This window comes from Mesorhizobium humile (assembly GCF_033977215.1).
Taxonomy (GTDB): domain Bacteria; phylum Pseudomonadota; class Alphaproteobacteria; order Rhizobiales; family Rhizobiaceae; genus Mesorhizobium; species Mesorhizobium humile.
Genome location: NZ_JAVIIV010000009.1, coordinates 127,712 through 141,300 on the forward strand (window position 1 = coordinate 127,712; position 13,589 = coordinate 141,300).

Sequence of the window (13,589 nt, forward strand, 5' to 3'; positions counted from 1 at the left end):
CCATTTGATTGGATGGCGATTATGTATATACATATTAAAACGCGGCGCAAGTGGTATCGTCGCTGGCGCGTTCAGATTCGGAGAGAAAAGTGACGGCGATCTTTGCGGAACAGGCGCTGCTGCCCGGTGGTTGGCAGGGCAATGTAAGGATCGCCTTCGACGGCGGCCGCTTCTCCACGGTCGAGGCCGGCGCTTCCGCGCAGGCCGGCGACGAGCGCCATGCCATCGTCGTGCCGGGCATGCCCAATCTGCACAGCCACGCCTTCCAGCGCGGCATGGCAGGTCTTGCCGAGTTGCGCGGCCCTTCGGCCGACAGTTTCTGGAGCTGGCGCGAGGTGATGTACCGCTTCGCCCTGTCGATGACGCCGGACCAGGTCGAGGCGGTCGCGTCACAGCTCTATGTCGAAATGCTGGAGGCCGGCTTCTCGCGCGTCGGCGAATTTCATTACCTGCATCACGACCGCGACGGAAAGCCTTACGCCAACATCGCCGAGATGGCGGAGCGGATCGCCGCCGCGGCCGCCGACACCGGCATCGGGCTGACGCTGCTGCCTGTCTTCTATGCCCATTCCGCCTTCGGCGGCGCCGCCCCGAACGAGGGCCAGCGGCGATTCATCAATGATGTCGAGCGCTTCGGACGTCTGCTTGGGAAAGCCCGCGAGGGCGTTCGCTCGTTGGAGCAGGCCGTCGTCGGTGTCGCGCCGCACAGCCTGCGCGCCGCAACGCCGGGCGAGCTCAATGCGGTCGCGGCGATGGCGCCGGACGGACCGATCCACATCCATGTCGCCGAACAGGTAAAGGAGGTCGAGGATTGCGTTGCCTGGTCGGGCAAGCGTCCGGTCGAATTCCTGCTCGCCAACGCCACGGTGGACAAGCGCTGGTGCCTGATCCACGCCACGCATATGACCGAGGCCGAAACGATCGCCATGGCCAAAAGCGGCGCCATCGCCGGGCTCTGCCCGATCACCGAGGCCAATCTCGGCGATGGCACGTTTGCGGCGCCGCTGTTCGTCGAGCATGGCGGTCGCTTCGGCGTCGGGTCCGATTCCAATGTGCTGATCGGCCTGCCGGACGAGCTTCGGCAGCTCGAATATTCGCAGCGCCTCGCCCATCGCGCCCGCAACGTGCTGGCCCGCGCGGGCGGATCCATGGGGCGCGCGCTGTTCGACGCTTCGCTCGACGGCGGCAGCCAGGCGCTCGGCGCCGGGCCTTCCCGGATTGCCGCGGGCGGCCCTGCCGATCTCGTCTCGCTTGACGCCGGCCACCCATCGCTGACCGGCAAGACGGGCGATGCGATCCTCGACGCCTGGATCTTTGCCAATGGCAGCAAGGTCGATTGTGTCTGGGTGCATGGCAAGAAGCAGGTCAGCGGCGGCAGGCACGCGAAGCGCGAGGCTGTCGCCGCGCGGTTCCGCCAAGTCATGACCGCATTGTCGCAAGGCTGAACAGGACCGTCCGATGAGCTTGGTCGAGACAGACGATGTCGAAAGCGGCGAGATTCTCTCGCTGCACCAGCGCATCCTGTCGGACATCCGCGAAAAAATCCTGTCGGGCGCCTGGGCGCCTGGACATCGCATCCCCTTCGAGCACGAGCTGACGGCTCAATACAATTGCTCGCGCATGACGGTGAACAAGGCGCTGTCGCAACTCGCCAAAGCCGGGTTGATCGAGCGTAGGCGCCGCTCCGGCAGCTTCGTGCGCCAGCCGCAATCACAGGCGGCGGTGCTGGAACTGCACGACATCCGGATCGAGGTCGAGGCGCTCGGCCTGCCCTATCGCTATGAGCGGCTGGAGCGCCTGAAACGGCGCAGCAGCGCCGAGGACCGCGCGTTGCTCGGGCTTTCCGCACCGGGTCCGGTGCTGGCGCTGGAGAGCCTGCATTTTGCCGGCGAACGGCCCTTCGCGCTCGAGCAGCGGCTGATCAATCTTTCGGCTGTAACCGAGGCCGGCGAGGAGGAGTTTCTCGATATCGCGCCCGGCCCCTGGCTGATCGGTCGCGTGCCGTGGAGCGAGGCCGAGCACCGCATCCGCGCCATGGCGGCGGACGAGACAATCGCCGACGCGCTCGACATCGATCCCGGCGCGCCCTGCCTGGTTGTCGAGCGCCGCACCTGGAGCGCCGAGCACCCGGTGACGCATGTGCGGTTCATCTATCCGGCCGAGAGCCACACGCTGGTGGCTAGGTTCACGCCATCGCAGGGCTAGCCCCTCGCCTTCTCCCCTTGTGGGAGAAGGTGGATCGGCGCGCAGCGCCGAGACGGTTGAGGGGTGCTGGAAGGAACTCAGCGCCAGGAAATCCAAGCGCTTGGAGCGCCAAGATCTTCAGCGCCCCGATCCTTCCAGCACCCCTCATCCGGCCGCTTCGCGGCCACCACCCGGCCTTTCGCAAGCTCAAGGCGTTCGAAATTCGAAAAGCCAAGTAATTGGCTTTTCGTCCGCTATGCGGACCACTTCTCACCCCACAGGGGGAGAAGGCAAGGCTGGCGCTACAGCGCAGCCGTCACAATGATCTCGACCAAATATTCCGGGGTGGCGAGCTTGGCTTCGCCGGTGGCGCGCGCCGGGGTGTGGCCCTGCGGCACCCACTTGTCCCATTCCGAATTCATTTCGGCAAAGGTCTTCATGTCGTCCAGCCAGATGATCGCCTGCACGATCTTGGTCTTGTCGGTGCCGGCCTTGGCCAGCAATTCGTCGATGGTCTTCAGGATGTCGCGCGTCTGCGATGCGACGTTGCCGCCGGGCTGACCGACTTGGCCGGCCAGATAGACGGTGTTGCCATGAATGACGATCTGGCTCATGCGCGGGCCGACATCGATGCGACGAATGCTCATTGGAGGTTCCTTCGTTGTGGGAGTCGCTGCTGTTTAGAGTCCGGGCCGGCGCGGGGCAAGGCCGGCGGGCGCGAAACCAATTGAGCCAATGTCCGGTCCCGAACGGCACGCCTACAGGGCGAGTTGACCGGTCGTGACACAATTCCGCCGGGCCGGCGTGTTGACTAATGTAATAACATCACATATCGACAACGCACTCGATTTCGCGGACCGCCGCCTGATGACCACTGCCTGCCTGACCTTCCGCGACCTGACGCTGGGCTATAACAGCCACCCGGCCATCCATCATTTGAACGGCACCGTCCGCAAAGGCTCGCTGACCGCCGTGGTCGGCGCCAATGGTTCGGGCAAGTCGACGCTGATGAAGGGCATCGTGGGCGTGCTGAAGCCGATGGAAGGCGCCGTGGTCCGCATGCCTGGCGTGCGCACGGCCTATCTGCCGCAGCAGTCGGAGCTCGACCGGTCCTTTCCGGCGCGCGTCGTCGATCTCGTCTCGCTCGGACTGTGGCCGAAGCGCGGCATGCTCGGCCGTTACACCAGGGAAGACCGCGAGTCGGTCAGCAAGGCGCTGATGGCGGTTGGCCTTGGCGGCTTCGAGAAGCGGCCGATCGACACGCTCTCCGGCGGCCAGTTGCAGCGCACGCTGTTTGCCCGGGTGCTTTTGCAGGATGCCGACCTCATCCTGCTCGACGAGCCGTTCAACGCGGTCGATGCCAAGACGGTCGGCGATCTCATCCAGCTGATAAAGCGCTGGCATGGCGAAGAACGCACGATCATGGTCGTGGTGCACGACCTCGATCTCGTGCGGCAGAATTTCCCGGAGACGCTGCTGCTCGCGCGCCAGCCCGTCGCCTGGGGCGACACAAAGGAAACGCTGCGGCCGGAAAACCTGCTCAAGGCAAGGCGCTTCCACGAGGCGTGGGAAGAGAATGCGCCGTGGTGCGAGCCCGATGACCATGATCACGACCCTCACGATCATGCGCATGATCACCACCATGACCATCAGCACGGCTCAGGACCGAGGGCGGCGTGATGGAGTTCCTCTACGGCCTTTTCATCGCGCCCTTCGCCGATTTCGCCTTCATGCAGCGGGCGCTGTTCGGCTCGCTGATGCTGTCGCTCGGCGCCTGCCCGGTCGGCGTCTTCCTGATGCTGAGGCGCATGAGCCTGTCGGGCGACGCGATGGCGCATGCCATCCTGCCGGGCGCGGCCGCCGGCTTCCTGCTCTATGGCCTCGAAATCCTGCCGATGACGGTCGGCGGGCTGATTGCCGGCATCATCGTGGCGCTCGGCGCGGGCGCGGTCTCGCGCTTCACTATCCAGCGCGAGGACGCCTCGATGGCGGCCTTCTATCTCATCTCGCTTGCCGTCGGCGTGCTGATGGTGTCGATCCGCGGCTCCAGCGTCGACCTGATGCATGTGCTGTTCGGCACGGTGCTGGCGCTCAACAATGAGGCGCTGATCCTGATCGGCGGCATCGTGGTGGTGACGCTCGCCTGCCTCGCCATCTTCTGGCGCGCGCTGGTCGCCGAGTGCCTCGACCCGCTGTTCCTGCGCTCGGTCAGCCGCATGGGCAGCCCGGTGCATTTCATCTTCCTCGGCCTCGTCGTGCTCAACCTCGTCGGCGGCTTCCAGGCGCTTGGCACACTGCTCTCGGTCGGACTGATGATGCTGCCGGCCGCCGCTGCCCGCTTCTGGACGGCGCGCGTGGAGCCGATGTGCGTCTTGGCGGTGCTGATCGGCTTCGCCTCCTGCATCGCCGGACTGTTGTTGTCCTACCACGCCTCGCTGCCCTCCGGCCCGGCGATCATCCTTTCGGCGGGCGTCGTCTATTTCTGCTCGATCCTGTTCGGCACGCGCGGCGTGCTGCGCGCCCGCATCGTGCATCACCGACACCGGACTGCTTAGAGCGACATGAGGTTAGATTGGATCATTCTATTTCTCGGGCGGCGATGCAATCCGGTAGGAGAGGCGCGCCGGGCGATGGGGTTCCATCGCCCAAGCGGCTCGACGCCGCGGGTGCCCGCCGCCCGGAAACCCGGAGGGCCGGGCTGGTTTGGACCAAATCCATCGGCCTTGGTCTAAACCAGCGCCGGCAGAATGTTCCAATCTAACCTCATCTCGCTCTAACCCTAATCCCCAAGCAAGGAGACTCCAATGCTGAAATCCTTCCGCGCCGCGCTGACGTTGAGCGTTATAACATTAAGCGCTCTCGCTACGTCGACTGCCTTCGCGGCGCCGCTCAAGGTCGTGGCGAGCTTCACGGTGATTGCCGACTTTGCGAAAAACGTCGGCGGCGACCGCGTCAACATCACCACCATCGTCGGGCCGGACGGCGACACGCATGTCTATGAGGCGAGCCCGGCCGACGCGGTGGCGATGGCCAAAGCCGACGTGGTGTTGGTCAACGGCCTGCATTTCGAGGGTTTCCTGCAGCGCCTGGTCGACGCCAGCGCCACCAAGGCCGCGATCGTGACGCTGACCAAGGGCGTGACGCCGATCGACTTCAAGCCGGAATTCGCCGATGCGGACGCGGCTGAAGGCGCCGACACCAGCGGCGGCAAGACCGTCACCGATCCGCACGCCTTTCAATCGATCGCCAATGCCAAGATCTATGTGAAGAACATCGCCGAGGCGTTCTGCGCGGCCGACGCGGAAGGCTGCGACAGCTACAAGGCCAATGCCGCCGCCTACACCACCAAGCTCGACGCGGTGGAGACGGAAGTTAAGGCAGCGATCCAGTCGATCCCAGAGGCGAAGCGCGTCGTCATCACTTCGCATGACGCCTTCGGCTATTTCGAGCACGAATACGGCCTGACCTTCCTGGCGCCGCAGGGCATCTCGACCGATTCCGAACCGTCGGCCGCCGACGTCGCCAAGCTTGTGAAACAGGTGAAGCAGGACAAGGCGGCGGCGATCTTCCTGGAAAACATCAGCAATCCGCGGCTGATCGAGCAGATCGCTGGCGAGACCGGCATCAAGGTCGGCGGCACGCTCTATTCGGACGCGCTGTCGGCGTCCGATGGCCCCGCGTCGACCTATATCGACATGATGCACAACAACATCACGCAGATCAAAGGCGCGATCCTGGGGAGTTGAGGAACAACCCAGGCGCAGAAACAGCCACTCCTTCCACCCGGACCAAGTTCCGGCTGGATTCGCGCATGGAAATGTCTATCTGCTACAGCGGTTGATGCAATTCGGATTGGCCCTTTCCATGACCGACTTCACGCCTCTCCAGTCCCTGCTCGGCGGCGCCCTCATCGGCCTGTCGGCCGTGCTGCTGATGGCTTTGCACGGCCGCGTCGCCGGCATGACCGGCATCTTGACCGGCGTCATCCCGCCGCTGTCGGCCGAGTGGCAGTGGCGCGCAATGTTTCTCGCAGGCGCCATCGCCGCCCCCCTGCTCTTGGCGCTTGCCGGCAAGCAGATCCCGTTCAGCGTGCCGGTCCCGACGACGGCGCTCGTCGTGGGCGGCTTCCTGGTCGGCATCGGCGTGCATTTCGGCGGCGGTTGCCCCAGCGGGCACGGTATTTGCGGCATCGCGCGGTTGTCGCCTCGTTCGTTCGTCGCGGTCGCCACCTTCATGGCGACCGCTTTCGTCACCGTCTTCATCATCCGCCACGTGATGGGAGGCTGACCTATGCGCAAACTCGTCTCGGCCTTTCTGATCGGTGGGCTTTTCGGCCTGGGCATCGCTGTTTCCGGCATGATCAATCCGGCGAAGGTGCTGAACTTCTTCGACATTGCCGGCACCTGGGATCCGAGCCTGATCTTCGTGATGGGCGGCGGCCTGGCGGTCGCCTTCGCCGGCTACCGATTGGTGTTCGGCCGGCGCGAGGTGCCGGTGTTCGAGAGCGCCTTTGCCTCGCCGTCTAAAAGCACCATCGACCGGCAAATGGTCGGCGGCGCTGCTGTCTTCGGCATCGGCTGGGGCATTGCCGGCTTTTGTCCCGGGGCCTCAATTCCGGCGCTCGGCCTTGGCTACTCGTCGACGCCGGTCTTTGTCGCGGCGGTCATCGCCGGCATCGTCGTGGCCCGCTTCGCCCGAACTCGGCTCGCCCAGCCGGCCTCGGCCTAGCAGCAGTTGCCGGATCGCTCGGGGAGTGGCAGAACACCAGCCAAGCCACGAGGCACCAAACTTGCGAGGACACCATGGAATACCGCCAGATCAGCGACGACTATTCAGTCTCCGGCCAGATCCAGCCCGAGGATATAGCCGTCATCAAGGACGCCGGCTTCAAGAGCGTGATATGCAACCGGCCGGACGACGAGCAGCCGGGTCAGCCTTCGGCCGAGAGCGTCCAGGCCGCGGCCGAGGCAGCCGGGCTTGCGTTCCGGTACATTCCGGTCATCAGCGGTCAGATCACAATGGACAATGTCGAGGACCAGGCCGCCGCGCTCGACGAGCTCGAGGGGCCGGTGTTCGCCTATTGCCGTTCAGGCGCGCGCTGCACCAACCTTTATGGGCTGATCCAGCAGCAGCGGGGGTGAATATCCCAGCGAAGGTGTGCTGAGATTCAGGTCAGTCCGAGCCGAAAATGGCGGCTTACGAGAACCGGCCTACGCCGGCCGTAGCCTTCATAGAGCGGAGACCTTACGAGGGCTTCGGCCAGCGAAGGCCGGAAGCGCAGGAAGCCGTCATTTGCAGGCCGGACTCACCTGAATCAGCATAGCTTAAATCGGCAGCGCACCGGTTTCCTTCAACGTCTCCAGCACGATCGCCGTCTTCACATGCTGCACGGATTCGTGCGGCAGGAGCACGCCGTTGACGAACTCCGACAGCGACTTGAGGTCGGGCGTCACCACCTTCAAGATGTAGTCCATCTCGCCGGTCAGCGCGTGCGCCTCCTGCACCTCGGGCAGGCGGGCCACCAGCTCGCCGAAGCGGCGGGCATTGTCACGGTTATGGGTGGCCAGGGTCACCGAAATGACGTTGACCAGCGAAAAGCCGAGACGGTCGCGGTCGAGCACGGCGCGGTAGCCCTTTATATAGCCGTCCTCCTCCAAGCGCAGACGCCGGCGAGAGCATTGCGAGGGCGACAGGTTCACGCGCTCCGCCAGGTCGTTGTTGGTATAGCGCGCGTCGTCCTGCAAAAGCGCCATTATCTTGCGGTCAAATTGGTCAAGGCGCGCATCATCCATGGATTATCCTCCAATCGTGCACAAATTGCGCACATCATGCGCATTTCTAGGGGTTGAATGCAAGCACCGTGCGGCTGTCCCGCGCTATCATGGAGAAAGATGGCCAAGCCCGGCCGCAACAACTTTTGGAGGACTGCCATGGGCCCCTTCCCGCACGACGCCCCACCCGCCAGGATCAGCAAGCAGAACCCGGCCGGCACCGACGGCTTCGAGTTCGTCGAGTTCGCGCATGCCGAGCCGGCAAAGCTTGCCGAGCTGTTCACCCGCATGGGCTATGTCGCCGTGGCGAAGCATCGCAGCAAGGACATCACCGTCTGGCGCCAGGGCGACATCAACTATGTCGTCAATGCCGAGCCCGGCTCGCATGCCATGAAGTTCGTCGAAAAGCACGGGCCCTGCGCGGCCTCGATGGCTTGGCGCGTCGTCGATGCCAAGCACGCTTTCGACCATGCCGTATCGAAGGGCGCCACGCCTTATGAAGGCGCCGACAAGGCGCTCGACGTACCGGCAATCGTCGGCATCGGCGGCTCGCTGCTCTATTTCATCGAGGCTTATGGCGAAAAGGGTTCGGCCTATGACGCCGAGTTCGAATGGCTGGGCGAGCGCGACCCGAAGCCGGAAGGCGTCGGCTTCTATTTCCTCGATCACCTGACCCACAATGTCTATCGCGGCAATATGGACAAGTGGTGGGATTTCTACCGCGACCTGTTCGGCTTCAAGCAGATCCATTTCTTCGATATCGACGGCAAGATCACCGGCCTGGTCAGCCGCGCCATCACCTCGCCCTGCGGCAAGATCCGCATTCCGCTGAATGAGTCCAAGGACGAGACCAGCCAGATCGCCGAGTATCTGAAGAAGTACAATGGCGAGGGCATCCAGCACATTGCGGTTGGCACCGACGCGATCTACGAGGCGACCGACAAGCTTGCCGCCAACGGCTTGAAGTTCATGCCCGGCCCGCCCGACATCTATTACGAGATGTCGCACGAGCGCGTGCATGGCCACGATGAGCCGATCGAGCGCATGAAGAAGCACGGCATCCTTATCGACGGCGAAGGCGTGGTTGACGGCGGCATGACCAAGATCCTGCTGCAGATCTTCTCAAAGACCGTGATCGGGCCGATCTTCTTCGAATTCATCCAGCGCAAGGGCGACGAAGGTTTTGGCGAAGGCAACTTCCGCGCGCTGTTCGAGTCGATCGAACAGGATCAGATCAAGCGCGGCGTGATCAAGCTGGACGGCAAGGCGGCGTAGCGGCCCGGCGATATCTTGCGGCACGATCAATTATGACCTAAATTATGGTCATAAAGGATCGCTCCATGAATGTTTCCATCGCAGAAGCCAAGGCCAAATTGTCGGAACTCGTGAGCCGCGCAGAAGCCGGCGAGGAGATTGTGCTTACGCGCCATGGCAAGGTGGCCGCGCGTATCGTACCTCCGGCAGTGGTGGAACCGTTGCCGCGTATCGGCGCCTTGAAAGGCAAGATCTGGATTGCGGACGACTTCGACGAACTCGGTCCCGAATGGGACGAATACGTCAAATGACGACTGGGCCGTTTCTCGCCGATACGCACATTATCCTCTGGTCGATTTCGGATGATCGACGTCTCAGCGAACAGCATCGCGCCATCCTTGACTCGGACGCGGTGGTGTTCGCGAGCGCGGCGAGCGTTTGGGAAATCGCGATCAAACGGTCAATTGGAAAGCTTCAGGCGCCAAATGACCTGCCGACGTTGCTTCCGAGGATGCGGTTTCAGCCCCTCGCGGTTACCTTGCAGCACGCGCACGCAGTCGGCGATCTGCCGCCTCACCATGGCGATCCGTTCGATAGGCTGCTGATTGCACAGGCGCGGATAGAGAACCTGGCGATCCTGACGTCAGATTCGCATTTTGCCCAATACGAGGTCGCGCTGGGCTGAGTGCCATACGATCGAACTACTTTTAAAGGCCGGCGGCCTTCCGCAGGATGTCGTTTATCCGACTCTGCCAGCCGGGTCCGCCGGCGCGGAAGCGGGCAACCACATCGCTATCGAGGCGCAGCGTCACCTGTCTCTTCGGATTGTCGAGCGCCGGCCGGCCGCGCGAACGGCGAATGCTTTCGGCAAGATCGGGGAACGCTTCGGTGAAGGGACGCGCGTTTCGGAAGTCCTCCTCGGTCCATTCGGGGTTGTCGGAAACTGCGTCCCAATCTTCCTTGGTGAAACCTTTGCCTGACTTGAACTCCTTGTCGGACTTTGTGATGTTCAGCTTAGACTTTGCCATCGAACAATCTCCTTTCCGCCTGGTTGGCTGGTCGCATCGAAATTATCGAGATGCCCTCGGAGCCAAGCCGGGCAAAGACCACTGCAACAACACCGCCGACCATCCGACCAATCGCCATGAAACGGCCGGCTTTGGCCGCCCGGATTGTCGACGCAAGGAAAAACTCCTTGTCCAACGCAGCGAAATCCAAGCCGTGTTTGTCAATGTTGGCCCACCGTTTCGGTTCGTCCCAAACGATCTTCATCAGAATTTATGTACCTACAATAATTAAGTCAACGATTTTCGTAACTACAATAATTTTTCAACGCAGCCGTCTCGCTCACAGCCCCAACCGCTCGACCTCGTCCTTCCTCAGCTTGATGTCGTAGTCGAGCAGGAACTCATCCAGCTGCGGCGGCGCCACCGAGGTGCCGGAAAGCATCGCGTGCACCTGGCCGCGGTGATGGATGTCGTGCAGGAAGACATGGGCGAGGATGTCGCCGATCCGTTCGGGGATCATGCCGTCCTCGCGCCGATCGGTGATGACGTGGCGATCGAGATCGGCTTCGGATAGACCATCGCAGAAAGCGACAAGTCTGCGGTCGAAATCGGCCTGCGCCGTCGCCAGGCTTGCCGCATCGTCGAACGGTACGAAGTTGTCGTAAGCGGAGGCGCCGAGACCGCCATCGGTCAGGAAGTCGAAATAGAGGAGGTCGACCGCGAGGGTGTGGTTGAGCGTCTCCCTGATTGACGGAAAGAAGCTGGTGCGCCCGGCTTCGAACTCGCCGGGCTTGAGAGCGAGCACGGCACGATAGAGCTGGTCGTTCGACCATAAATTGTTGCGCGCCATGCGGCGCAGGTGCTCGAGCAGGGTCACCTTTTCAGGTTCCTTTCTCCGCTCAGCCCTCGTGTTTCTCGACCTTTTGCTCGATGGCGCCGAAGATCGAATGGCCGGCCTTATCCTTCATCTCGATGCGCACAATGTCGCCGAAACGCAGGAAAGGCGTCTTCGGCTCGCCGCTCTCGATGGTTTCGATCATGCGCAGCTCGGCAATGCAGGAATAGCCGGCGCCGCCCGCCGAAACCGGCTTGCCCGGCCCGCCATCGAGCTTGTTGGAGACGGTGCCGGAGCCGATGATGGTGCCGGCGGCGAGCGGCCGTGTCTTTGCCCCATGCGCGATCAGCGCCGGGAAGTCGAAGGTCATGTCGACGCCGGCATTGGCGCGGCCGAACGGCTTGCCGTTGAGATCGGCGAGCAGCGCAAGATTGACCTTGCCGCCGTCCCAGGCGTCGCCAAGTTCGTCCGGCGTGACCGCGACCGGCGAGAAAGCGGAAGACGGTTTCGACTGGAAGAAGCCGAAGCCTTTGGCCAATTCAGGCCCGGTGATGGCGCGCAGCGTCACGTCGTTGACCAGCATAACGAGACGGATGGCCTCTTTCGCCTCCGCCAGTCCGGCGCCCATCGGCACATCGTCGACGATGACGGCGACCTCAGCCTCCATGTCGATGCCGAAAGCCTCGTCGGCCATGCGGATCGGATCGCGCGGCGGAATGAATGAGTCGGAGCCGCCCTGGTAGATCAGCGGATCGGTCCAGAAGCTTGCCGGCATCTCGACGCCGCGCGCCTTTCGCACCAGCTCGACATGGTTCACATAGGCCGAGCCGTCCGCCCATTGATAGGCGCGCGGCAGCGGCGAATGCGCGTCATGCTCATGAAACCGTGCCGAAGGCACTGCGTTGGTCTCCAGCGATTCAGCCATCGCCGCCAGATGCGGCGCAATACGGCGCCAATCGTCGAGCGCGGCCTGCAGCGTCGGCACCAGGAAGGAAGCATCGGTGAACCGCGTCAGATCGCGCGAGACCACGACCAGTTTCCCATCGCGCGTCCCGTTCTTCAAAGTAGCAAGCTTCATGCGGTTTCCTCTCCTGGCGGCCTTTTCACCGCTTTGTCACACAACAAAGCGCGCGCGAGCGATCGTCAAGTCGCCTCGACACGTTTTCCTGACAATGATCCGCCGATCAGGACCAATCGCCTTCAGGCGTGCCGTTAAAACGCTTCTTCAGGTCGGCCCAGCAGTCGATGTAGTTCTCCTGCAAGCTGCCGAGCTCGGCGGCATAGCGCGTCAGCATCTGGGGGAAGCGCGTCTCGAACATGAAGGCCATGGTGTTGTCGAGCTTGACCGGCTTCAGCTCCGAGCGGGTGGCTTTCTCAAAACCCGACGCGTCCGGCCCGTGCGCCAGCATCTGGTTGTGCAGGCTGATGCCGCCGGGAACAAAGCCTTCCTCCTTGGCATCGTACTGGCCGTGGATCAGGCCCATGAACTCGCTCATGATGTTGCGGTGATACCAGGGTGGACGGAAGGTGTTCTCCGCCACCAGCCAGCGCGGCGGGAAGATGACGAAGTCGACATTGGCGGTGCCCTCCTCGCCGCTGGGTGCCGTCAGCACGGTGAAGATCGACGGATCGGGGTGGTCGAACAGGATGGCGCCGACCGGCGAAAACGTCGCCAGATCATATTTGTAGGGCGCGTAATTGCCGTGCCAGGCGACGACGTCCAGCGGCGAATGGCCGAGCTCGGTGACGTGGAAAGTGCCGCACCATTTGACGATCAGCCGGCAGGGCGTCTCCTTCTCCTCGAACCAGGCGCAGGGCGTCTTGAAGTCGCGCGGATTGGCCAGGCAATTGGCCCCGATCGGGCCGCGGTCCGGCATGGTGAACTTGGCGCCATAATTCTCGCAGACATAGCCGCGCGCCTCCTTGTCGGCGAGCTCGACCTTGAAGACGAGGCCGCGCGGCAGCACGGCGATCTCGCCGGGCTTAAGCTCGATGACGCCCATTTCGGTCACGAAGCGCAGCGCGCCGACCTGCGGCACGACCAGCAATTCGCCGTCGGCGTTGAAGAAATGGTCGTCCACCATCGAGCGGTTGGCGACATAGATATGCGCGGCCATGCCGGACTGGCCGACCGCGTCGCCGGCCGTGGTGAAGGTGCGCATGCCGGAGATGAAATCGGTCGGCTCGCTGGGCATTGGCGTCGGGTTCCAGCGGTATTGGCCGAGCGCCAGTTCATGGTCGCCGATATTCGGCCCGGTCTTCCACAAGGGGTAGCTCGCGGCCTTGAAGCGGCCGGTGTGTTTTACGCTTGGACGGATGCGGTAGAGCCAGGAGCGCTCGTTGGTGCCGCGCGGCGCGGTGAAGGGCGAACCCGAAAGCTGCTCGGCATAGAGCCCGTAGGCCGGCCGCTGCGGCGAGTTGCGGCCCTGCGGCAGCGAGCCGGGCAGCGTCTCGGTCTCGAAATCATTGCCGAAGCCCGGCATGTAGGAAAAGGCCATCCGATCCTCCCTGATCCCGGCTTGCAAGCGTCCCGAGACG

General features: G+C 63.3%; 18 protein-coding genes. 11 read left to right on the forward strand and 7 right to left on the reverse strand.

The window, feature by feature from the left end:
• Positions 1-89 precede the first annotated feature (89 nt).
• Together RFM52_RS15690 and hutC are read left to right on the forward strand one after the other, a co-directional pair.
• Positions 90-1,445, forward strand: coding sequence for a formimidoylglutamate deiminase (locus tag RFM52_RS15690; RefSeq protein ID WP_320297363.1), 1,356 nt, complete (start codon positions 90-92; stop codon positions 1,443-1,445).
• Positions 1,446-1,458: 13 nt separating this feature from the next.
• Positions 1,459-2,205: a histidine utilization transcriptional repressor HutC gene (gene hutC / locus RFM52_RS15695; protein WP_320297364.1), complete on the forward strand. Its 747-nt coding sequence runs from the start codon at positions 1,459-1,461 to the stop codon at positions 2,203-2,205.
• Between the two features lie 281 nt (positions 2,206-2,486).
• On the opposite strand, the gene RFM52_RS15700 is transcribed toward hutC, so the two are convergent.
• Positions 2,487-2,831 carry a RidA family protein gene (locus RFM52_RS15700; RefSeq protein ID WP_320297365.1) on the reverse strand — a complete coding sequence of 115 codons (345 nt, stop codon included), beginning with the start codon at positions 2,829-2,831 and terminating at the stop codon, positions 2,487-2,489.
• Between the two features lie 220 nt (positions 2,832-3,051).
• On the opposite strand from RFM52_RS15700, the gene aztA reads away from it, so the two are divergent.
• The 6 genes from aztA (at position 3,052) to RFM52_RS15730 (ending at position 7,325) form a co-directional block, all read left to right on the forward strand.
• Positions 3,052-3,864: a zinc ABC transporter ATP-binding protein AztA gene (aztA, locus tag RFM52_RS15705; RefSeq protein WP_320297366.1), complete on the forward strand. Its 813-nt coding sequence runs from the start codon at positions 3,052-3,054 to the stop codon at positions 3,862-3,864.
• Entirely contained in the window at positions 3,864-4,739 is an 876-nt protein-coding gene (aztB, locus tag RFM52_RS15710) for a zinc ABC transporter permease AztB (protein WP_320297461.1), read from the forward strand. Before aztA ends, aztB begins: the two co-directional genes overlap by 1 nt.
• A 249-nt stretch (positions 4,740-4,988) precedes the next feature.
• Positions 4,989-5,930: a zinc ABC transporter substrate-binding protein AztC gene (aztC, locus tag RFM52_RS15715; protein ID WP_320297367.1), complete on the forward strand. Its 942-nt coding sequence runs from the start codon at positions 4,989-4,991 to the stop codon at positions 5,928-5,930.
• A 118-nt stretch (positions 5,931-6,048) separates the two neighbouring features.
• Positions 6,049-6,471: a YeeE/YedE family protein gene (locus RFM52_RS15720; RefSeq protein WP_320297368.1), complete on the forward strand. Its 423-nt coding sequence runs from the start codon at positions 6,049-6,051 to the stop codon at positions 6,469-6,471.
• Positions 6,472-6,474: 3 nt separating this feature from the next.
• Positions 6,475-6,912: a DUF6691 family protein gene (locus RFM52_RS15725; RefSeq protein WP_320297369.1), complete on the forward strand. Its 438-nt coding sequence runs from the start codon at positions 6,475-6,477 to the stop codon at positions 6,910-6,912.
• A 74-nt stretch (positions 6,913-6,986) separates the two neighbouring features.
• Positions 6,987-7,325: a protein tyrosine phosphatase family protein gene (locus RFM52_RS15730; protein ID WP_320297370.1), complete on the forward strand. Its 339-nt coding sequence runs from the start codon at positions 6,987-6,989 to the stop codon at positions 7,323-7,325.
• 183 nt (positions 7,326-7,508) lie between these two features.
• Here RFM52_RS15730 and RFM52_RS15735 read toward each other — a convergent pair whose 3' ends face one another.
• Positions 7,509-7,976 (reverse strand): Lrp/AsnC family transcriptional regulator, encoded by a 468-nt coding sequence (locus tag RFM52_RS15735; protein ID WP_320253049.1) that lies wholly within the window; start codon positions 7,974-7,976, stop codon positions 7,509-7,511.
• A gap of 138 nt (positions 7,977-8,114) precedes the next feature.
• Here RFM52_RS15735 and hppD point away from each other — a divergent pair, with 138 nt between their 5' ends.
• From hppD to RFM52_RS15750, 3 genes are all read left to right on the forward strand, one after another.
• Complete coding sequence (hppD, locus tag RFM52_RS15740) at positions 8,115-9,230, forward strand: 4-hydroxyphenylpyruvate dioxygenase (protein WP_320297371.1); 1,116 nt, start codon at positions 8,115-8,117, stop codon at positions 9,228-9,230.
• 65 nt (positions 9,231-9,295) lie between these two features.
• Entirely contained in the window at positions 9,296-9,520 is a 225-nt protein-coding gene (locus RFM52_RS15745) for a type II toxin-antitoxin system Phd/YefM family antitoxin (protein WP_140634067.1), read from the forward strand.
• Entirely contained in the window at positions 9,517-9,894 is a 378-nt protein-coding gene (locus tag RFM52_RS15750; protein WP_320297372.1) for a type II toxin-antitoxin system VapC family toxin, read from the forward strand. Before RFM52_RS15745 ends, RFM52_RS15750 begins: the two co-directional genes overlap by 4 nt.
• Positions 9,895-9,916: 22 nt before the next feature.
• Here the strand turns inward: RFM52_RS15750 and RFM52_RS15755 are convergent, their stop codons facing one another.
• From RFM52_RS15755 to hmgA, 5 genes are all read right to left on the reverse strand, one after another.
• Positions 9,917-10,237 carry a BrnA antitoxin family protein gene (locus tag RFM52_RS15755; protein ID WP_320297373.1) on the reverse strand — a complete coding sequence of 107 codons (321 nt, stop codon included), beginning with the start codon at positions 10,235-10,237 and terminating at the stop codon, positions 9,917-9,919.
• Complete coding sequence (locus RFM52_RS15760; protein WP_320297374.1) at positions 10,224-10,481, reverse strand: BrnT family toxin; 258 nt, start codon at positions 10,479-10,481, stop codon at positions 10,224-10,226. Before RFM52_RS15760 ends, RFM52_RS15755 begins: the two co-directional genes overlap by 14 nt.
• Positions 10,482-10,556: 75 nt before the next feature.
• Complete coding sequence (locus RFM52_RS15765; RefSeq protein ID WP_320297375.1) at positions 10,557-11,093, reverse strand: DinB family protein; 537 nt, start codon at positions 11,091-11,093, stop codon at positions 10,557-10,559.
• 22 nt (positions 11,094-11,115) lie between these two features.
• Positions 11,116-12,129, reverse strand: coding sequence for a fumarylacetoacetate hydrolase family protein (locus tag RFM52_RS15770; protein ID WP_320297376.1), 1,014 nt, complete (start codon positions 12,127-12,129; stop codon positions 11,116-11,118).
• A 106-nt stretch (positions 12,130-12,235) separates the two neighbouring features.
• Positions 12,236-13,549, reverse strand: coding sequence for a homogentisate 1,2-dioxygenase (gene hmgA, locus RFM52_RS15775; RefSeq protein ID WP_320297377.1), 1,314 nt, complete (start codon positions 13,547-13,549; stop codon positions 12,236-12,238).
• Between the last annotated feature and the right edge of the window lie 40 nt (positions 13,550-13,589).